The 23,781-nt window shown below is 63.5% G+C and carries 2 protein-coding genes (1 of these 2 cut by a window edge); both read left to right on the top strand.

The genetic code is table 11. The features are described from left to right. Positions 1–5,938, top strand: the 3' end of a protein-coding gene (locus tag AB4N44_RS05085) for an amino acid adenylation domain-containing protein (protein ID WP_460109908.1). Its footprint begins 7,079 nt before the window's first position; the window shows 5,938 of its 13,017 coding nt (coding positions 7,080–13,017); the start codon falls outside the window, past its left edge; the stop codon is at positions 5,936–5,938. Continuing rightward, positions 5,935–23,781: a non-ribosomal peptide synthase/polyketide synthase gene (locus AB4N44_RS05080; protein WP_460109910.1), complete on the top strand. Its 17,847-nt coding sequence runs from the start codon at positions 5,935–5,937 to the stop codon at positions 23,779–23,781. Before AB4N44_RS05085 ends, AB4N44_RS05080 begins: the two co-directional genes overlap by 4 nt.

Genomic DNA, 23,781 nt, shown 5'->3' with positions numbered 1-23,781 from the left:
CGAGGATCCGGCGCAACAGCAAGTCGTCGCCATTGTGCTGTTCCATCACTCGATTCTCGACCACACCGCCATGGACGTGATCGGTCGGGAAATGCACGCATTGATGTTCGATCAGCTCGACACGCTGACGCCGCCGATGCCTTACCGCAATTACGTGGCGCAGGCCCGCCTGGGCGCCGATGAGCAGGCGCACGAAGCGTTCTTCCGCGAGATGCTTGGCGATATCGACGAGCCGACCTTGCCCTTCGGTCTGCAGGATGTGCAGGGCGATGGACGTGGCATCGAAGAAGCGCTGCAACCGGTCGATGCGGCGCTCAATCTGCGCCTGCGCGAACAGGCGCGGCAGTTGGGCGTCAGCCCGGCGAGCCTGATGCACATGGCCTGGGCGCAGGTGCTGGGTGTGGTCTCCGGACGCCGCGACGTGGTCTTCGGCACCGTGTTGATGGGGCGCATGCAGGGCGGTGAGGGCGCCGACCGGACACTCGGGGTGTTCATCAACACCTTGCCGCTGCGGGTTGATCTAGCTGAAGGCGTGCGCGCCGGGGTGAAAACTACTCATGCGCGGCTGACAGCGCTTTTGGGTCATGAGCACGCATCACTGGCGCTGGCTCAACGATGCACTGGCATGTCCGGTTCCGCGCCGCTGTTCAGCGCCTTGCTCAACTATCGACACAGTGCCGCCGCACAACAGCCGCGCGACGGCCAGGGTATCTGGCAGGGCGTGCGCATGCTCGGCGGCGAGGAGCGCAGTAATTATCCGCTGACCCTGTCGGTGGATGATCTGGGCGAAGGGTTTGCCCTCGACGTGCTGGCGCTCGCCGAGATTGGTGCGCAACGGATTTGCAGTTACATGCACACCGCACTGGAACATCTGGTGACCGCACTGGAAGAAGCACCGCAACGTCCGCTCAACCGTTTGCCGGTGCTTTCGGTGGCGGAATACGAGCACTTGCTGGTCGGCTTCAACCAGCACTCAGCAGCCTACCCGCGTGGCACGACGATTCAGCGGATGGTCGAGGCTCAGGCCGAGCAGCAGCCGGAGGCACTGGCCGTGCTGCAGGGCGATCAGCATCTGACCTACGCTCAGCTCAATCAGCGCGCCAATCGCCTGGCCCATCACTTGCTCGGGCTCGGCGTGCAGCCCGATGACCGTATCGCCGTGTGTCTGCGCCGTGGCCCGGACATGCTCGTCGCGCTGTTGGCGATCCTCAAGGCTGGCGCCGGTTATGTGCCGGTTGACCCGGCGTATCCGGCGGAACGCATCGCCTATCTGTTGCAGGACAGCGCGCCGATGGCGGTGCTGGCGCAGGCTTCGACGGCTGATTTGCTCGGCGCCGTGCCGCTGATTGATCTGGACAATCCCACTTGGCAGCAGTTGTCCGAGAGCATTCCGCAACTGTCGACGCTGACCCCGGCGCATCTTGCCTATGTGATCTACACCTCCGGCTCCACCGGCCAGCCGAAAGGTGTAATGGTCGAACACGCGACGCTGGAGAACCTTGTGCACTGGCACTGCGAGGCCTTCGACTTGCGCGCCGGCAGCCACACATCGAGCGTCGCCGGATTCGGTTTTGATGCGATGGCGTGGGAGGTCTGGCCGGCACTGTGTGTCGGCGCGACCCTGCATCTGCCACCGCAGACGGTGAGCAACGAGCACCTCGACGAGTTGCTGGAATGGTGGCGTGCGCAGCCGTTGCAGGTGAGTTTCCTGCCGACGCCGGTGGCCGAATACGCCTTCAGTCGCGACCTCGGCCATCCGACCTTGCGCACGCTGCTGATCGGTGGCGACAAACTGCGCCAGTTCCCCCGCGAGCAGACCTTCGCGGTGATCAATAACTACGGCCCGACTGAAGCCACGGTGGTTGCGACTTCTGGCGCGGTCGAGGTCGGGCAGGTGCTGCACATCGGTCGGCCGATGGCCAACGCGAAGATTTACCTGCTCGACGATCAGCAGCGTCCGGTACCAATCGGCGTCGCTGGCGAGTTGTATGTCGGCGGCGCGGGTGTGGCGCGCGGTTATCTGCATCGCCCTGAGCTGACTGCCGAACGCTTTCTCGACGACCCGTTCAGCGACGAACCGCAGGCGCGCATGTACCGTACCGGCGACCTCGCGCGCTGGCTGGCTGACGGCAACGTCGAATACCTGGGACGTAACGATGATCAGGTCAAACTGCGCGGTGTGCGCATCGAGCTGGGGGAAATCGAAGCGGCGTTGAGTCGTCACGCGGCCGTGCAGGATTGCGTGGTGCTGGTGCGCGACGGCCAGTTGCTGGCGTGGTTTACCGAACGTTTGAACGTCGAGATCGAGGATTTGCGCAGTCATCTGCAAGCGCAGTTGCCGCAGGTCCTGGTGCCCGCCGCTTACGTGCGCCTGCAAGCACTACCGCTGACTGCCAACGGCAAACTCGACCGCAAAGCGCTGCCGGAGCCGGATCAAACGGCGTGGCTGAGCCGCGAATATGCCGCACCGCAAGGCTCGGTGGAAATCGCCCTGGCGCAGATCTGGTCGGACGTCTTGAACGTTGAACAGGTCGGCCGTCACGACAACTTCTTCGAACTGGGCGGGCATTCATTGCTGGCGGTGACGCTGATCGAACGCATGCGTCAGGTTGATCTGAGCACCGATGTGCGCGTGCTGTTCAGCCAACCGACATTGGCCGCGCTGGCGGCCGCGGTGGGCAGTGGTCGCGAGGTTGCAGTGCCGGAGAATCTGATTGCGGCCGACTGCACGCACATCACCCCGGACATGCTGCCACTGGTGCAACTGGATCAGTCCAGTATCGAACGCATCGTCGCCACGGTGCCGGGTGGCGCGGCCAACGTGCAGGATATTTATCCGCTGGCGCCGTTGCAGGAAGGGATTCTGTATCACCACCTCAGCGCCGTGAAAGGCGATCCGTACCTGCTGCAATCGTGTCTGGCGTTCGACAGTATTGAACGTTTTCAAGGGTTCGCTGCGGCGCTGCGTCAAGTCATGGCGCGCCACGACATCCTGCGCACTTCGATAGTTTGGCAAGGCCTTGCGGCGCCGGTGCAAGTGGTCTGGCGGCGTGCGGAGTTGCCGGTTCAAGCCGTGGCGCTGGAGCCTGCGCAGGGTGAAGCCATCGATCAACTGCGGGCACGCTTCGATGCGCGGCACTGGCGTCTGGACCTGGATCAGGCACCGCTGCTGCGTTTGGTGTATGCCCTCGATCCGGACAATCAGCGTGTCGTCGCCATGCTGTTGTTCCACCACATCGCCATGGACCACACCGCGCTGGCGGTGGTCAGCGCAGAAATGCAGGCGATTTTGCGCGGCGATGAACGATTGCCGGTAGACGCTGTGCCGTACCGCAATTATGTCGCGCAGACCCGCCTTGGCGTCAGCGAACAAGAGCACGAAGCGTTCTTCCGCGAAATGCTCGGCGACATCGACGAACCGACGCTGCCGTTCGGCTTGCAGGACGTGCACGGCGACGGCAATGACATCGAGGAAGTCAGTCAAGCACTGCCCGCCGTGGTGGCGCAGCGTCTGCGCAGTCAGGCACGGTTGCTCGGCGTCAGCGTCGCCAGCCTGTTCCATCTCGCTTGGGCGCGGGTGCTGGCGGCAACGTCCGCTCAGGAGCGGGTGGTGTTCGGTACGGTGCTGCTTGGCCGCATGCAGGGCGGCGCGGGCGCGGATCGCGGGCTGGGCATGTTCATCAACACCTTGCCATTGCGCGTGGATGTCGACGAAACCGAGGTGCGCGCCGGGGTCAAGGCGACCCATGCGCGGCTCAGTGCGCTGTTGGCCCACGAACATGCTTCGCTGGCGCTGGCCCAGCGTTGCAGCGGTGTCGCGGCGCCGTCGCCACTGTTCAGCGCGATGCTCAATTATCGGCACAGCGACAATGAAACCCGACAAGAGGCCAAGCGTGAATCCTGGCAGGGCATCGAATCCCTTGCCGGCGAGGAACGCACCAATTACCCGTTGACCCTCAACGTCGACGATCTGGGCAGCGGTTTTGAACTGACAGTGATGACGCCGTCGCGCATCGGCGCCGCACGCATCGGTCAGTACATGCACAACGCGCTGATCGCGCTGGTTGAAGCCTTGGAGCACACCCCACAGCAAGCGTTGAATCGCCTGACGGTGTTGTCGGACGAGGAGCGGCAGGCGTTGCTGCTCGGCCTCAACGACACCGACGTCGATTACGATTTGCAGCAGACGCTGCACGGCTTGTTCGAAGCGCAGGTGCGACGTACGCCACAGGCTGTCGCCGTCGTCGCCGGCGAACAGGCATTGAGCTACGCGCAACTGAACGAGCGCGCCAACCGCTTGGCCGGGCATTTGATCAGCCTTGGCGTGCAAGTCGATTCGCGGGTGGCGATCTGCGTCGAACGCAGTCTGGAAATGGTCATCGGCCTGCTGGCGATCAACAAGGCCGGCGCCGCTTATGTGCCGCTGGACCCGGCCTATCCGCCGGAGCGCCTGACCTACATGCTCGAGGACAGCGCGCCGGCCGTGGTGCTGGTGCACGGTGCTACCAGCGGGTTGCTGGGGGATGTCAAAGCGGCAGTGGTCGATCTTGACCAGAACACCTGGCAATCCCTGTCCACCGACAATCCGCAAATCCCGGCGCTGACACCCCAGCACAGCGCGTACGTGATCTACACCTCCGGCTCGACCGGTCAGCCAAAGGGCGTGGTCAACGAACACACCGGTGTGGTCAACCGCTTGCTGTGGATGCAGGACGCCTATCAGCTGACGGCGGCCGATTCGGTGTTGCAGAAAACCCCGTTCAGTTTCGACGTGTCGGTGTGGGAATTCTTCTGGCCGCTGATGACCGGTGCGCGACTGGTCATGGCGCGGCCCGACGGGCATAAGGACCCGCAATACCTCACTGAAGTGATCGAAACCGAAAACATCACCACGCTGCACTTTGTGCCGTCGATGCTCGACGTATTCCTCGCTAACAGTGACACCACACGCTGCGACGGCCTGCGGCAGGTGATGTGCAGCGGTGAGGCGTTGCCGGGCAGTCTGGTGCGACGTTTCAAACTGCAATTGCCGGGCAGCGGTTTGCATAACCTGTATGGCCCGACCGAAGCGGCCGTCGACGTCACCGCTTGGGATTGCGCCGGGTCCATCGACCAGACCCCGGACAACACGCCGATCGGCAAACCGATCGCCAACACCCGCCTGTACATCCTCGATGCGCAACAGCAGCCGGTGCCGCAAGGCGTGATTGGCGAGTTGTACATCGCTGGTGTGCAGGTGGCGCGTGGTTATCTGAACCGGCCTGAGCTGAGTGCCGAGCGCTTCCTCAACGATCCGTTCCAGTCTGGCGGGCGCATGTACCGCACCGGCGACGTCGCGCGGTATCGGCCGGACGGCAATATCGAGTACCTGGGGCGTAACGATGATCAGGTGAAGATCCGCGGTCTGCGTATTGAACTGGGTGAAATTCAGGCACGCCTGGCCCGGATCGACGGTGTGCAGGAAGCCGTGGTGGTGGCCCGTGAAGACGTGCCGGGCGACAAACGTCTGGTCGCCTATTACACCGGCGAACGCCTGGAAATCGACCTGCTGCGCAGTCATTTGCTCGAGCACTTACCGGACTACATGGTGCCCGCCGTGTTCGTGCATCTCGAGGGTTTGCCGCTGAGTCCCAACGGCAAGCTCGACCGCAAGGCCCTGCCGGCGCCGGATCAGCAATCGTTGAAAACCCGCGAATACGAAGCCCCGGTCGGTGAAGTCGAAATCACCCTCGCACGGCTCTGGGCCGAACTGCTCAACGTCGAACGGGTAGGGCGTCACGATCACTTCTTTGAACTGGGTGGTCACTCGCTGCTGGCGGTCAGTCTGATCGGCCGGTTGCGTCAGGAAGGCATGGAGGCCGATGTCAGGGCGTTGTTCGAACAACCGACCCTGGCCGGCTACGCCGCAATTACGGAAAGAATGGAGATCGTCCTGTGAACGTGATCGAACTGTTGGCCACATTGAAGGCTAAAGACATCCAACTGGCGGTCACCGATGATCAGCTGCGGGTGAACGGCAACAAGCAGGCCTTGAGCGATCCGTCGTTGCTGGCGCTGTTGCGCGAACACAAACCGGCGCTGATCGAACTGATCAAGGCCGGGCAATACTCGGCCACCAAGGCCGGTCAAGTCGAAGTCCCGGCCAACGGCATTCTTCCCGGCACCCCGCACATCACGCCCGCGATGGTGACCTTGGCTGAAGTCGATCAGCCGACCCTTGATCGCTTGCTCGCCGAGGTACCGGGCGGTGCCGCCAACGTGCAGGATATCTACCCACTGGCGCCGTTGCAGGAGGGGATTCTCTATCACCACGCGAGCAACGAGCAGGGCGATCCCTACGTCATGCAATCGTACTTCGCGTTCAGCAGCCATGAGCGTCTGCAGGACTTCGCTCAAGCCTTGCAAAAAGTCATCGATCGCCACGACATCCTGCGCACAGCGGTGCATTGGGAGGGGCTGGACGTGCCACTGCAAGTGGTCTGGCGTCAGGCACAGTTGCCGATCGAAGAGGTCGTGCTGGCAGACGGCGCAAGCGCTGCGCTGCAGCAACTGCACGAGCGTTTCGATGCGCGGCATTTCCGTCTGGACGTCCGGTGCGCGCCGATGATGCGCCTGGCCTACGCGTGGGACGAGGACGGTCAGCGCGTGGTCGCGACGTTGTTGTTCCATCACATGGCGTTGGACCACTCGGCACTCGATGTGGTGCGCCACGAACTGCTCGCCTGCCTCACCGGCCAGGATCAAGCGCTCGGGCGCCCGGTGCCGTTTCGCAATTACGTGGCGCAAGCGCGGCTGGGCATCAGCGAAGCCGAGCACGAGGTTTTTTTCCGCGAGATGCTCGCTGACATTGCCGAGCCGACGCTGCCCTACGGTTTGCAGGATGTGCAGGGTGACGGCCTCGGCATCGCCGAACTGAGCCTGCCGATCAACCCGTTGCTCGGCCAGCGTCTGCGCGCGCAGGCGCGGCAGCTCGGCGTGAGTGCCGCGAGCCTGTTTCATCTGGGCTGGGCGCAGGTACTGGCGGTGCTCACTGGCAAGCAAAACGTGGTGTTCGGTACGGTGCTGATGGGGCGCATGCAGGGCGCCGAAGCCACCGAACGGGCGCTGGGGATTTTCATCAACACCTTGCCGCTGCGGGTCGATGTCGATGCGCAAGGCGTGCGTGCGGCGGTGGAGGCGACCCACAAACGCCTGACCACGCTGATGCGCCACGAACACGCGCCGCTGGCCCTGGCACAGCGTTGCAGTGGTGTGGTCGCGCCGACGCCGTTGTTCAGTGCCTTGCTCAATTACCGTCACAGCCACACGGCGGCGACTGCCAGTGCCGAGACGCTTGCCGCCTGGGAAGGCATCAGCACGATCAGCTCCGAAGAACGCACCAACTATCCGCTGACCCTGAGCGTTGATGATTTCGGCGATGCGTTCAGCCTGACCTTGCTGGCCACCACCGAGGTCGATCCACAGCGTATCTGCGATTACTTGCACTGCGCCCTGGAAAGTCTGGTGCTGGCACTGGAGCAGGCGCCCGATACCGCAATCAACGAGTTGCCGATTCTGCCGGCGGCCGAGCGCGAGCAGGTGCTGTTGGCGTTCAATGCCACTCAGGCCGACTACCCGGCAACGTTGACCATTGCCCAACGTTTCGAGGCGCAAGTGGCGCAGCGACCAGAAGCGCTGGCAGCACAGTGCCTGGGTGAGCAATTGAGTTATGCCGAACTCAACCGGCATGCCAACGCCTTGGCCCATCACCTGATCGCGCTTGGGGTGAAGCCTGATGATCGCGTCGCCATCGTCGCCCGCCGTGGCCTCGATACGCTGGTCGGGCTGGTCGCCATTCTCAAGGCCGGCGCCGGTTATGTACCGGTCGACCCGGCGCACCCGGCCGAGCGTCTGCACTACTTGTTCAGCGACAGCGCCCCCGTCGCCGTGCTCACCCAGAATAATCTGCGGGACCGCTTGCCGGCGCTGCAGGTGCCGGTGATCGATCTCGATCCGCTGACCTGGCCGCTGAGCGAAACCTCTGATCCGCACGTGCCGGGCCTGACCGCCGCGCACCTGGCCTACGTGATCTACACCTCCGGTTCCACCGGTCTGCCCAAAGGCGTGATGGTCGAACACCGCACTTTGTCGAATCTGGTCGACTGGCATTGCTCCGCGTTTGATCTGTGCGCCGGGCGCCACACTTCAAGCCTTGCCGGGTTCGGTTTCGACGCCATGGCCTGGGAAGTCTGGCCGGCGTTGTGTGCCGGCGCGACCTTGCACCTGGCACCGACTCACGAAGGCACCGAGGATATCGATGCGTTGCTCGAGTGGTGGCGCGCGCAGCCACTGGACGTGAGTTTCCTGCCGACGCCCGTCGCCGAATACGCCTTCAGCCAGAACCTCGAGCACCCGACGTTGCGCACGCTGTTGATCGGTGGCGACCGCTTGCGCCAGTTCAGCCGCAACCAGCAATTCGATGTGATCAACAACTACGGCCCGACCGAAGCCACCGTGGTCGCCACCTCTGGACGCATCGAGGCGGGCGATGCCTTGCACATCGGCAAACCGGTGACCAACGCCACGGTGTACCTGCTGGATGAACAGCAGCGGCCGGTGCCGATTGGCGTCATGGGCGAGTTGTACGTTGGCGGTGTCGGGGTCGCTCGCGGCTATTTGAATCGCGCCGACTTGAGCGCCGAGCGCTTCCTCCATGACCCGTTCAGCGCCTTGCCGAATGCGCGCATGTATCGCACCGGCGACCTCGCACGCTGGCGCGCCGACGGCACGATCGAGTACCTGGGGCGTAACGATGATCAGGTGAAAATCCGTGGCGTGCGCATCGAACTCGGCGAAATTGAAACCCGCCTCAACCAGTTGCCCGGCATTCAGGAAGCGGTGCTGCTGGCGCGCGAAGATGAACCCGGTCAGCCACGCCTGGTGGCGTATTTCACCGAGCAGAGCCAGGTCGAACCGCTGGCCGTAGCCGAGTTGCGCGCGCACCTGTTGACTCAGTTGCCGGAGTACATGGTGCCGGTGGCCTTCGTCAGACTCGACGCGTTGCCGTTGACCGCTAATGGCAAGGTCGACCGCAAAGCCTTGCCGAAACCCGAGCGTGCGGCGTTGTTCAGCCGCGAATACGAGGCCCCGCACAACGAACTGGAAAGCGCCTTGGCGCAGATCTGGGCGCAGGTGCTGCAGGTCGAGCGAGTAGGGCGTCAGGATCATTTCTTCGAACTCGGCGGCCATTCGCTGTTGGCCATGCGCATGGTGTCCCAGGTTCGCCAGCGCCTCGGCGTGGAGCTGGCGCTGGGCGATCTGTTTGCCAACGCCGAGCTGGCCGCGGTTGCCGAGGCGGTGGCGCAGGCCGGGCGCAGCACGCAACCGGAGATTGTCGCGGTGGCCCGTGACGGCGCCTTGCCGCTGTCGTTCGCCCAGCAACGCTTGTGGTTTCTCGCGCAAATGGAAGGCGCCAATACCGCGTACAACATTCCCGTGGCCCTGCGTTTGCGTGGCCGCCTCGACGACGCTGCGCTACAGCGTGCACTGGCGCGGATCGTTGCTCGCCATGAAACCCTGCGCAGCCGTTTCGCCCAGTTCAATGATCAGGCACAGGTGCTGATCGCTCCGGTCGACAGCGGTCTGCTGCTGCGCGTCGAGGACCTGCGCCAACACCCGCAACCGGACCAGGCCTTGCAGGCGCTGATTCAGGGCGAAGCCTCGGGGCCGTTCGATTTGCAGGACGATGCGCTGATTCGCGGACGGCTGGTGCGTCTGGCCGACGATCATCACGTGCTGTTGCTGACGATGCATCACATTATTTCTGATGGTTGGTCGATGGGCGTTTTGACCCGCGAACTGATGGCGCTGTATCAGGCGTTCAGCCAGGGTCAGGCGGATCCACTGCCGCCGCTGACGCTGCAATACACCGATTACGCGGTGTGGCAGCGGCGCTGGCTCAGCGGTGAGGTGTTGCAGCGCCAGAGTGAATACTGGCAACAGACCTTGGCGGGCGTTCCGGCACTGTTGACGCTGCCGACTGACCGCGTGCGGCCGGCACAGCAGGATTACGCCGGCAACACCGTCGATGTGGTGCTCGACGAACGCCTGAGCGCCGGACTCAAGGCCTTGGCCCAGCGTCACGGCGTTACCATGTACATGCTCATGCTCAGTGCCTGGGCGAGTCTGTTGAGTCGTTTGTCCGGGCAATCGGAAGTGGTCATCGGTTCGCCGGTGGCCAACCGTACCCGCGCCGAGATCGAAGGCTTGATCGGCATGTTCGTCAACACGCTGGCCTTGCGTATCGATACCTCGGGCGCTTTGAGCACCGAGGCGCTGCTGGCGCGGGTCAAGGCGCGCACGTTGGATGCGCAAGCGCATCAGGATCTGCCGTTCGAGCAAGTGGTGGAAATCACCCGGCCGCTGCGCAGCATGGCACACAGCCCGTTGTTTCAAGCGATGTTCAGTTGGGACAGCGGCCACGGCGCCAGCCTGAGTCTGGGCGAGCTGACACTGGAAAGCGTCGCCGAGCCGAGCCACTTCGCCAAATTCGATTTATCGCTGACGCTGGCGGAGTCGCCGGACGGGATTCGCGGTGTGCTGGAGTACGCCGTTGCCCTGTTCGACGAATCGACCATTGAGCGGTATGTCGGTTACTTCCAGCGACTGTTGCAGGCGATGGTCAGCAATGATCAAGCGGTGCTGGAGCAGGTGGCGTTATTGGCCGACGACGAACGTCAGCATTTGCTGGTTGATCTGAACGCCACCGCCGTCGCCCACGATCTCGAGCAGACCGCTCATGGTCGCTTCGAAGCCCAAGTGATGCGCACGCCAGACGCTGATGCCGTAGTGACCGGTGAATTGCGTTTGAGTTATGCCGAGTTGAACCGCCGTGCCAACCAACTCGCCCATCACCTGCGCCAGTGCGGCGTGGGCAGCGATGCGCGGGTGGCGATCTGCGTCGAGCGTGGGCCGGAGTTGTTGGTCGGTCTGCTGGCGATTCTCAAAGCCGGCGGTGCTTATGTGCCGCTGGACCCGGGTTATCCCGCCGAGCGTCTCGCTTACATGCTCGAGGACAGCGCGCCCGTGGCGGTGCTGGTGCATGCGCCGACGCGTGGGCTGATCGGTGAGTGGGCAGGCGTGTTGGTCGATTTCGACCAGTGCACCTGGCAAGACCTTGCGCAGAGCAATCCGCAGGTGCCGGGCCTGAGCGCGGCGAACCTGGCCTATGTGATTTACACCTCCGGCTCCACCGGCACGCCGAAAGGCGTGATGGTCGAGCACCGCAACCTGGGCAATTTGCTGCACTGGAGCGCCAGCCTGTGTCCGCTTGCGGTCGGCGCCGCGCTGTTGCAGAAAACCCCGTTCAGTTTCGACGCCTCGGTGTGGGAGCTGTTCTGGCCGTTGACCTGCGGCATGCGTCTGGTTCTCGCCGGCCCGGACGATCACCGCGATCCGGCCGCGCTGGTGCAGCTTATTCGTGAGCAACAGGTCAACGTCGTTCAGTTTGTGCCGGCGCTGTTACAGCAATTCATTGAAGTGGAAGAAGTCGGTGAGTGCAGTAGCCTGAGCGATGTGTTCTGTGGTGGCGGTGAGCTGACCGCCGCGTTGGTGCGCAGCGTCCGCGAGCGTCTGCCGCAGGTGCGCCTGCACAACGTGTATGGCCCGACCGAAGCCACCGTCGACAGCACGGTGTGGACGTTGGAACCGCAATCGCCGGTACCGCAAGGCGCGCCGCCGATTGGCAAACCGCTGTGCAACACCCGCGTGTACATCCTTGATGCTCATCAGCAACCGACGCCGTTGGGTGTGGTCGGCGAGATGTATCTGGGCGGGGTGCAGGTGGCGCGGGGTTATCTGAATCGGCCTGAGCTGACGGCCGAGCGCTTCCTCGACGATCCATTCAGTGATCAGCCCGGCGCGCGTTTGTACCGCACCGGCGACGTCGCGCGGTATCTGGCCGATGGCAACATCGAGTATCTGGGGCGCAACGACGATCAGGTGAAGATCCGTGGTTTGCGCATTGAACTGGGCGAGATTCAGGCGCACCTGGCGCACATCGACGGCGTGCGCGAAGCGGTGGTGCTGGCCCGTGAAGACGTGCCAGGCGATCAGCGACTTGTGGCGTATTACAGCGGCGAGTGTTTTGAGAACGATCAGTTGCGAAGTCAATTGCTCACGCATCTGCCGGATTACATGGTGCCTGCCGTGTTTGTGTATTTGCAGGCCTTGCCGCTGAGCCCCAACGGCAAACTGGATCGCCAAGCCTTGCCGGCTCCCGACCAGACTGCACGGCTGACCCGCGCGTACGAAGCGCCGATCGGTGAAGTCGAAACCGTTATTGCCGGTATCTGGGCCGAGCTGCTTAAGGTCGAGCGGGTCGGGCGCTTCGATCATTTCTTCGAGCTGGGCGGCCACTCGCTGCTGGCGGTCAATCTGGTTGCGCGCATGCGCCGGGCCGGCCTGTCGGCGGATATCCGCGTGCTGTTCGATCAACCGACGCTGGCCGCATTGGCAGCGGCGGTGGGCGGAGAGCCTGAGGCTGCGGTGCCGGCCAATCTTGTTCCGGCCGATTGCACGCGCATCACGCCCGAACTGCTGCCACTGGTGGCGCTGGATCAAGCGACGATTGACCGCATCGTTGCGAGTGTCCCCGGCGGTGTGCGCAACGTGCAGGACATCTATCCGCTGGCGCCTTTGCAGACCGGTATCCTGTTCCATCATCTGTCGGCCGCGCAGGGCGATCCGTACGTGTTGCAGGCGCAGTTTGCCTTCGCCGACGAGCAGCGTTTGCAGGTATTCACCGAGACACTGCAACGGGTGATCGAGCGCCATGACATTCTGCGCACCTCGCTGTTCTGGGAGGGTCTGGAAGAACCGGTGCAAGTGGTCTGGCGTGAGGCTTCGCTGGGCTGCGAGGCCTTGCAGCTGGACGCCGAAGCGGGCGATGCGCTGAGCCAGTTGCGTGACCGCTTCACCATCGATAACTACCGCATGCCCGTCACCGAGGCACCGCTGATGCGCGTGGTGTACAGCTGCGATGTGTCCAATCAACGCGTGGTTGCGTTGTTGCTGTTCCATCATTTGGTCATGGATCACGTCGCGCTCGAGGTGTTGCAGCACGAGATGCAGGCGTTTCTGCTGGGCAACGCCGCACACTTGAGCGAGCCGGTGCCGTATCGCAATTACGTGGCGCACACCCTGGCCGGTCTGAGTGAGCAAGAGCACGAAAGCTTCTTCCGCGAAATGCTCGGCGCGATCGATGAACCGACCTTGCCCTACGGTCAAAATCTTGCCCATGACGGTCCCGCGCAAGAAGCGCAGTTGACGCTGGAAAACACAATCAGCCACAGCGTCCGGCAACAGGCACGGCGCTTGGGTGTCAGCGCCGCCAGCCTGATGCACCTCGCCTGGGCGCAGGTGCTGGGGCAATTGTCCGGGCGCGACGCCGTGGTCTTCGGCACCGTCTTACTCGGGAGATTGCAGGGCGGTGAAGGCTCGGAACGCGCGCTTGGGGTGTTCATCAACACCTTGCCGCTGTGCATCGAGCTGAACGCCCATAGCGTCAAAGGCGCCGCACTGGCGACCCACGAACGCCTGAGTCAGTTGCTCGCCCACGAGTACGCGCAACTGGCGAAGGTGCAACAGTGCAGCGCGATGCCGGCGGGCACGCCGCTGTTCAGCACGCTGCTCAACTATCGTCACAGCACCCCGGTCGGGCCGATATCCGCCGAGGTGCAAACGGCGTGGCACGGCATGCAATTGCTCGATGCCGAGGAGCACAGCAACTATCGCCTGACCCTCAGCGTTGATGATCTCGGCGAAGACTTCCGCCTGAAGGTATTGGCCGGGGCGGGCATTGATGCACGGCGTATCTGCGGGTACATGCAGGGTGCGTTGATGACTTTGCTGAACGCGCTGGAGCACACGCCGCACGTGGGCTTTGATCGGTTGTCGATCCTGCCGGCAGCAGAGCGCGAACAGTTGCTGATGGATTTCAATGCGACCGAAGCCGACTACCCGCGTGAGCTGACGATTGCCCAGCGCTTTGAGTCGCAGGTCGCCGAGCGTCCGCAGGCTATTGCAGCGGTGTTTGCCGGACAGCCACTGACTTACTTGCAGCTCAATCGCCGGGCCAATGCGTTGGCGCATCACTTGATCGAATCAGGCGTGAAACCCGATGATCGTGTGGCCATCGTCGCCCGTCGTGGTCTGGACACATTGGTCGGGCTGGTCGCCATCCTCAAGGCTGGCGCCGGCTATGTGCCGATCGATCCGGCGCATCCCTCCGAGCGGATCAGCTATTTGCTCGGCGACAGCGCGCCGGTCGCGGTACTCACGCAAAGCGATCTGCGCGAGAGGCTGCCGCTGCTGACCGTGCCAGTGATCGATGTCGACCTGTGCGCATGGCCGGCACAGGCGCAACACAACCCTGCGGTGCCGGGCCTGAGCGTTGCGCACCTGGCGTACGTGATCTACACCTCGGGTTCGACGGGTTTGCCCAAAGGAGTCATGGTCGAGCATCAGACGTTATCCAACCTGGTCGACTGGCACTGTGACGCTTTTGATCTGCGCGCTGGCAGCCACACCTCAAGCCTTGCCGGGTTTGGCTTCGATGCGATGGCGTGGGAAGTCTGGCCGGCCCTGTGTGTGGGTGCGACCTTGCACTTGGCGCCGAACCATGACGGCACCGAAGACATCGACGCATTGCTCGAATGGTGGCGCGGGCAACCGTTGGATGTGAGCTTCCTGCCGACGCCGATTGCTGAATACGCATTCAGCCAGAACCTCGATCACCCGATTTTGCGCACCTTGCTGATTGGTGGCGACCGCTTGCGCCAGTTCAATCGCGACCTGCGCTTCGACGTGATCAACAATTACGGCCCGACTGAAGCCACCGTGGTCGCCACTTCCGGGCGTATCGACGTCGGTGCGGCGTTGCACATCGGCAAACCGGTGGCGAACGCTGCGGTTTACCTGCTCGACGAGCAGCAACGCCCGGTGCCAATGGGCGTCATGGGCGAGTTGTACGTCGGTGGCGCGGGCGTGGCCCGGGGTTATCTGAACCGCGCCGATCTGACCGCCGAGCGCTTTCTGCACGACCCGTTCAGCCCCTTGCCGAATGCGCGCATGTACCGCACCGGTGACCTTGCCCGCTGGCGCGAAGACGGCTCGCTCGACTATCTGGGGCGTAACGACGACCAGGTAAAAATCCGTGGCATGCGCATTGAGTTGGGTGAAATCGAAACCCGCCTCAATCAGCTCCCCGGTATCAACGAAGCGGTACTACTGGCTCGCGAGGACCAACCCGGCCAGCCGCAACTGGTGGCGTATTTCACCGAACGGGCGGGGGCCGAGCCACTGGCGGTGGCTGAATTGCGCGCGCAGTTGCTCATGCAGTTGCCGGATTACATGGTGCCCGCCGCGTTTGTCCGGCTCGAGGCTTTACCGCTGACCGCCAATGGCAAGGTCGACCGCAAGGCGTTGCCGAAACCTGATCTGGCCGCGCTGCCGATTCGCGAATACGTGGCGCCGCAAGGCCAACTGGAAACCGCACTGGCGCAGATCTGGGCCGACGTGCTGCAAGTCAGGCAGGTCGGTCGTCACGATCACTTCTTTGAGCTCGGCGGTCATTCGCTGTTGGCGATGCGCATGGTCTCGCTGATCCGTCAGCGCCTCGGGGTGGAACTGGCGCTGAATGATCTGTTTGCCGACGCGCAATTGAGCGCAGTCGCCGAAGTATTGAATCGCGCCGGGCGCAGCGTGCTACCGGACATTGTGCCGGTGCCGCGTGATCAAGCGTTGCCGATGTCCTTCGCCCAACAGCGCCTGTGGTTCCTGGCGCAGATGACGGGTGGCAACTCGGCGTACAACATTCCTCTCGGCCTGCGCCTGCGCGGTCACCTCAACGTTGATGCCCTGCAAGCGGCGCTGGCACGGATCGTCGCCCGTCACGAAACCCTGCGCAGCCGTTTCATCAGCCTCGACGACAGCGCCCACGTGTCGATTGCCCCGGTCGACAGCGGTTTGCTCTTGCGCGTGGAAGACCTGCGCGAAGACTTGCAAGCCGGGCACACCGTGCAGGGATTGATGGCGCAGGAAGCCTCGACAGCGTTTGATCTGCACAACGATCCGTTGATTCGCGGGCGGTTGGTGCGCCTGGCCGACGATCACCATGTGTTGCTGTTGACCGTGCATCACATCGTCGCCGACGGCTGGTCGATGGGCGTGCTGACCGGTGAGTTGATGGCGTTGTATCAAGCGTTCAGCCACAGTCAGCCTGATCCGCTGCCGCCACTGACCCTGCAATACGGTGACTACGCCGTGTGGCAACGTCAGTGGCTCTGCGGTGAAGTGCTGCAGCGGCAAAGCGACTATTGGCAGCAGACCCTCGACGGCGCGCCGGCCTTGTTGACGTTGCCCACCGATCGCCCGCGACCGGAGCAGCAGGATTACACCGGCGGCAACGTCGAGGTGTTGCTGGACGAACGCTTGAGCACTGGCCTTAAAACGTTGAGCCAGCGTCACGGCGCGACCCTGTTCATGACCCTGATGAGTGCCTGGGCGATGCTGATGAGTCGCCTGTCCGGGCAATCCGATGTAGTGATCGGCTCGCCGGTGGCCAACCGCAGCCACGCTGAAGTCGAAGGCCTGATCGGCATGTTCGTCAATACGCTGGCCGTGCGCATCGACACCTCGGGCGCCCCGAGCGTCGAAGCGCTGCTGGCACAGGTCAAGGCGCGGACACTTGAGGCGCAGGCGCACCAGGACCTGCCGTTCGAGCAGGTGGTGGAAATCACCCGGCCGGTGCGCAGCCTGGCCCACAGCCCGTTGTTCCAGACCACGCTGAGCTGGGACAGCAGCGTCGGCCCGCAACTGGCGTTGGGCGATTTGACCCTGGAGGGCGTTGCCGGGCCGGGCGAGGTCGCCAAGTTTGATCTGACGCTGACACTGGGTGAGGTCAACGGGGTGATTCGTGGCGCGCTGAACTACGCCACGGCGCTGTTTGATGCGTCGACGATCAGGCGTTACATCGGTTATTTCGAGCGCCTGCTCGAAGCAATGATTGCCAGTGATCAAGTGGTGCTGGAAAGCGTGCCGTTGCTGGCGGCGGATGAGCGTCAGCGCTTGCTCGGCGAATTCAACGCCACAGCGCGTGACTACCCGCAAACGCTGACCGTACACGGAGTTTTCCAACAGCAGGCTGCGGCGCATCCCAAAGCTGTGGCAGCGGTGCATGGCGCACATTCGCTGAGCTACTTTGAGCTGAACGCTCAGGCCAACCGTCTGGCCCATCATTTGATCGTTAAAGAGGGCGTGCAACCGGGCGACCACGTGGCGATCCTGCTGCCGCGTTCGCTGGAGTTGCTGGTGGCGCAACTGGCCATTGCCAAATGCGCGGCGGCCTATGTGCCGCTGGACATCAATGCACCGAGCGAGCGCCAGGCGTTCATGGTCGAGGATTGTCGGGCGGTGGCGCTGCTGACTTTGAGCAACGAAGTCATCGACTACGCCGCGCCGCGTATCGATCTGGACACGCTGACCCTCAACGGTCAGCCGACGCACAATCCAAACCTGCTGCAGTCCTCCGAGGCGCTGGCGTACATCATGTACACCTCGGGTTCTACCGGCACGCCGAAAGGGGTGATGGTGCCGCACCGGGGCATCGGCCGCTTGGTGCTTAATAACGGTTACGCCGATTTCAATGCGCAGGATCGAGTGGTCTTCGCCTCGAACCCGGCGTTCGATGCGAGCACCATGGACATCTGGGGGCCGCTGCTCAATGGCGGTCGCGTGGTGATCATTGACCATCAAACCTTGCTTGATCCGAATGCCTTCGGCCGCGAACTGAGTGCCAGTGGCGCGACGATCCTGTTTGTCACCACCGCGCTGTTCAACCAGTACGTGCAACTGATTCCGCAGGCGCTCAAGGGCTTGCGCATCCTCTTGTGTGGCGGTGAACGTGGTGATCCGGCGGCGTTCCGTCGACTGTTGGCCGAGGCACCCGCGCTGCGCATCGTGCATTGCTACGGCCCGACCGAAACCACCACCTACGCCACCACCTTTGAAGTGCGCGAAGTGGCAGAAAACGCCGAGAGCGTGCCGATTGGCGGCCCCATCGGCAACACGCAGGTGTACGTGCTCGACGCGTATCAGCAACCGGTGCCGATGGGCGTCACCGGCGAGCTGTATATCGGCGGGCAGGGCGTGGCGCTGGGTTACCTGAACCGGCCGGATCTGACCGTCGATAAATTCCTCCGCGATCCGTTCAGCGAGACGCCGGGCGCGTTGCTCTATCGCACCGGCGACCTTGCGCGCTGGCTGGCGCCGGGGCAACTCGATTGCATCGGGCGCAACGATGATCAGGTGAAGATTCGCGGTTTCCGTATCGAGCTGGGAGAAATCGAGAATCGCCTGCTCAATTGCCCGGGCATCAAGGAAGCGGTGGTGCTGGCGCGCCGTGATGGTCAGAACACCCCGCGTCTGGTGGCGTACTACACGGCGCACGCGGGACTGTTGGACAGCGCCGCACTGCACGCGCAATTGCATGCCCGTCTGCCGGAATACATGCTGCCGACGGCGTGGGTGCAACTCGAGGTGTTGCCGCTGAACAACAACGGCAAGGTTGATCGCAAGGCGCTGCCGGCACCGACTCAGGAGGCGCTGCTCAGTCGGGTCTACGAGGCACCGGCCAATCCACTGGAAGCAAGCCTGGCGCAGGTCTGGGCCGAGGTGTTGCAGGTCGAACAGGTCGGTCGCCATGACAACTTCTTCGAACTCGGCGGCCATTCATTGCTGGCCATGCGCATGCTCTCCCAGGTGCGCCAGCAATTGGGTGTGGAACTGGCGCTGGCCGATCTGTTTGCCAACCCGGAACTGGCGGCGGTCGCTCAAGTGCTGAGTCAGGCCGAACGCAGCAGCTTGCCGCAGATCCTGCCGGCGCCGCGCGATCAGGCGCTGCCGTTGTCCTTCGCCCAGCAACGCTTGTGGTTCCTCGCGCAGATGGACGGCGGCAACACCGCCTACAACATTCCTTTGGGCTTGCATTTGCGTGGTCGACTCGACGCCGTGGCCCTGCAACGGGCATTGGCGCGGATCGTCGCTCGTCACGAAACCCTGCGCAGTCGTTTTGCGCAATTGAACGACGAAGCGCAGGTGCTGATTGCCCCGGTCGACACTGGCCTGCCGCTGCTTGAGGAGGATTGGCGACAACAACCGCAGACCGACGAGGCCTTGCGCGCGCTGATCGAAACTGAAGCGCGCGGACCGTTCAATTTGCAGGACGGCCCGTTGATTCGCGGACGGTTGGTGTGTCTGGCCGATGAGCACCATGTGCTCTTGTTGACGATGCACCACATCATCTCCGACGGCTGGTCGATGGGGGTGCTGACCCGTGAATTGATGGCGTTGTATCAGGCGTTCAGCCACGGCGAGGACGATCCGCTGCCGCCGCTGGCCTTGCAATACGCGGATTACGCGGTGTGGCAGCGGCGCTGGCTCAGCGGCGAGGTGTTGCAGCGCCAGAGCAATTACTGGCAGCAGACGCTGGCCGGTGCCCCGGCATTGTTGAGCCTGCCGATCGACCGCCCGCGTCCGGCGCAACAGGATCACCACGGCGGCAGTGTCGAGATTGTGCTGGACACGCAGACCAGCGTCGGTCTCAAGGCGTTGTGTCAGCGCCACGGCGTGACGCCGTACATGGTGCTCATGAGCGCCTGGGCGATGTTGCTTGCGCGCCTGTCCGGGCAGTCCGATGTGGTCATTGGCTCGCCGGTGGCCAACCGTACCCGCGCCGAAATCGAAGGGTTGATCGGCATGTTCGTCAACACCCTTGCGTTGCGCATCGATACCTCGGGCGATCTGACCGGTGCAGCGCTGCTGGCACGGGTCAAGGCGCAGACGTTGGCGGCGCAGGCGCATCAGGATCTGCCGTTCGAACACGTGGTGGAGATTACCCGGCCGGTGCGCAGTCTTTCCCACTCCCCGTTGTTCCAGACCCTGGTGAGCTGGGACAGCAGCGTCGCGCCCGCCCTGGCGTTGGGCGGTCTGACGTTGGAAGGTCTGGCCGGGGAAAATCACTTTGTGAAGTTCGACCTGTCGCTGAGCCTGGGGGAAAACCCGCAAGGCATCCGTGGTGCGCTGCGCTACGCCACGGCGTTGTTCGATGAGTCGACCGTGCGGCGTTTTAGCGGTTACTTGCAGCGTTTGCTGGCGGCGTTGGTCAGTGATGATCAGGCCGTGTTGACGCAGGTCAATCTGCTTGCGGCGGATGAACAGCAGCGCTTGCTCGGTGATTTCAACGCGACGCAAGTCGATTGCCCGGTCGAACAACCGGTCCAGAGCCTGTTCGAAGCGCAGGTGCAGCGTCAGCCGGACGCCATCGCCGTGCAGTCGGGCGAACACAGCCTGACCTATCGCGAGCTGAATGCCCGTGCCAACCGCCTCGCGCATCACCTGCGTGAGCAAGGCGTGGGGCCGGATGCGCGGGTGGCGCTGTGCGTCGAGCGTGGACTCGATCTGGTGGTCGGGCTGCTCGGCATTCTCAAGGCCGGTGGCGCCTACGTGCCGCTGGATCCGGCTTATCCGGCAGAGCGCCTCGACTTTATGCTCAGGGACTGCGCGCCGGTGGCGGTGCTGGTCCACACAGCCACCCGATCGTTGTTCGTCGAGAGTGAGGTGGCGTTGATCGACTTTGATCAATGCACCTGGCATGACCAGTCGCAAAGCAATCCGCAGGTGCCTGGCCTTCGCCCTGCGAATCTGGCCTACATGATCTACACCTCGGGTTCGACCGGCACACCAAAAGGCGTGATGCTGGAACATCGTGGCTTGTGCAATCTGATGCATTGGGGCTCGCAGATCTGCCCGCCGATCGCGGACGGCGCGCTGTTGCAGAAAGCGCCGTTCAGTTTCGATGGCTCGGTGTGGGAGTTCTTCTGGCCGCTGACGGCCGGTGTGCGCCTGGTGCTGGCACGGCCGGGCGGTCATCGAGAGCCGGCGTATCTGGCGCAAGTGATTCGTCAGCAACGAATTACCGTGGTCAAGTTTGTGCCGGCGTTGTTGCAGCAGTTTGTTGAACTGCAGGATGTCAGTCAGTGCACCAGCCTCACCGATGTGTTCTGTGGTGGCGGAGAACTCACGGCGGCGCTGGCTGGTGCTGTGCGCCAGCAACTGCCGTGGGTGCGCCTGCATAACGTGTATGGCCCGACGGAAGCCACGGTCGACAGCACGGCATGGACACTGGAACCGCACATGCCCGTGCCGTCCACTGAATTGCCGATCGGCAAAGCCATCTGTAACACCCGCCTGTATGTGCTCGATGCGCATGACCAACCGGTACCGCTCGGCGTCATTGGCCAGTTGCACATCGGCGGCATCGGCGTGGCGCGCGGTTATAGGGGGCTGCCGCAGATGCAGGCCGAGCGCTTTATCGACAGTCCGTTTGTGGCCGGTGATCGCTTGTACCGCACCGGCGATCTGGTGCGGTACCGCGCTGACGGCAACCTCGAATTCCTCGGGCGCAACGACTTCCAGGTCAAGCTGCACGGCTTGCGCCTGGAACTCGGTGAAATCGAAGCACGGTTGATCCAGCACCCGCAGGTGCGCGAGGTGGTGGTGCTGATGCGCGACGAGCGTCTGGTCGCGTATTTCACGGCGCGCGAGGGCAACGTTGTGCCTGCTATCGACACGTTGCGCGCATTCGTGCTCGAGCAGTTGCCGGAGTACATGGTGCCGGGAGCGTTTGTTGCGCTCGACGCCTTGCCGTTGAGTCCCAACGGCAAGATCGACCGCCAGGCGCTGCCGGCACCGGGCCTGGACGCGGTGCTCAGCCGCCACTACGAAGCACCGCAAGGCGAGGTTGAAAGCTCGCTCGCGCAGGTGTGGGGCGAGGTGCTCAAGGTCGAGCAGGTCGGGCGCCATGACAACTTCTTCGAGTTGGGCGGGCATTCGCTACTGGCGATTCGTCTGGTCAACCTGCTGCAACGTGCGGGGCAACAGGTGACGCTGGCGGAGCTGTTCCAGCGTCCGAGTGTCGAGTCGCTGGCTGCGCTGCTCAGTCAACGCCATGCCGTGCCCGCGCAGCCGGAAGGACTGGTCGTGGTACGACCGGGCGAGGGCGGCAATGCGCTGTTCCTGATCCATGAGTTCAGCGGACGGGACGTGTACTTCCCTGCATTGGGCCTGCATATCGAGGGCGAGTTTCCGATTTACGGCTTGCCCGGTGTGCCACTGGGGCAACCGCAACTGCGCACCCTTGAGTGCATGGCCACGCGGATGGTTGGGATTATCCGCTCGGTGCAGCCGCATGGGCCGTATCGTCTGGCCGGGTGGTCGTTTGGTGGCTTGCTGGCGTATGAAATCGCGCAGCAATTGCTCGGCCTCGATGAGGCGGTGGCGTTTGTCGGCCTGCTCGATACCTACGCACCGCATCCGGCCAGCCAGGATAAAACCCGCTGGAGCGGCGAGCATCGCGACAAACGTCAGTTACTGGAGCATTGCCGCGCGCGTTCGCAGATGCGCGGTGCAGAAGGGCTGCCGGCGTTGGCTGAGGTCGAGCGGCTGGAGGCTGAAGTCGAACTCATTGCGTTTGACGCACTGTTCCAACGCTGCTGCGAACAGCAATTGCCTGACCCGGAACTGGCCGCACTGAGTGCAGCGGATGCCTGGAGTTACTTTGATCGTGAGGCCGCTCATGGCCTGGCGCTGGCGCATTACCGGGTCAGCCCGGCCATTCAGCCGGTGCACTTGTTCCGCGCGCAGGGATTAATGCCGGGGCAGGCACAGCCGAGTCCGACCCGTGGTTGGGAGAACAAGGTCGGTACAGGTTTGCTGCGCTGCATCGATGTGCCGGGTGATCACCGCAGCATGATGAAAGCACCGGATATTCAGGCGCTCGGTCAGGCCTTGAGTCAGGTAATGGCCGCTGCGCAGGCTCCGGAGCCAGAGGCCTATCAGCCGCTGTTGACCATTCAGAGCGGACACCCCGGGCATGCGCCGATCTTCTGCGTGCCGGGGGCGGGCGACAGTGTCACCGGATTCATTCACTTGCCCGAGGCCTTGGGCCCGGAGTGGCCGATCATCGGTCTGCAACCGCGCGGGCTCGATGGCAACGGCGTGCCGCACAGTCAGGTAGAAGCGGCAGCCGCGTGTTATCTGCAAGCCGTCGAGCAGTTGTATCCGCAAGGCCCGGTGCACCTGATCGGCCATTCGTTCGGCGGTTGGGTCGCGCATGCCATGGCCGCACAGTTGCAGGCAGCCGGGCGCGAGGTGGCGTCGTTGACCCTGATCGACAGCGAATCGCCCGGCGGCAACGGTAAGGCGGGCAAACCGTACACCACGACTGCCGCGCTGGAACGCTTGATCGAGACGCTGCAACTGTCCAGTGGCAAGTCGCTGGGCATTGATCCGCTGGCGTTCGCCGAGGCTGACGACACCACGCAAATGCGCCTGTTGCACGAGGGCATGGTGCGCGCCGGTGTGTTGTCTGCGCGTTCGTCAGCTCAGGCCATGCACGGCCCGGTCCGCACCTTCGCCACCGCCCTGCGCACGGTCTATCAACCGCAACGGGCCTACACCGGGCCGGTGCGGCTGGCGCTGGTCGATGACCCGACGCTGGATGCGTGGGGCAATCAGCGCGAGCAAGCGGCGATGGTCGAAGGCTGGCAGCGCCAGGTCGCGGATCTGGCGGTGTGGTACGGGCCGGGCAACCACTTCACGATTCTCAAGGCGCCCAACGTCTTCAGTCTCGCAGCGTGGTGGCATGACGGCCTGAAAGTGCCGGCTGGCCAAGTGGTTTCCTGA

It is taken from the genome of Pseudomonas sp. S3_C06 (genome assembly GCF_054667675.1).
Note: the sequence above shows the minus strand (reverse complement) of the source record. Positions and strands in the feature narration are given on the sequence as shown.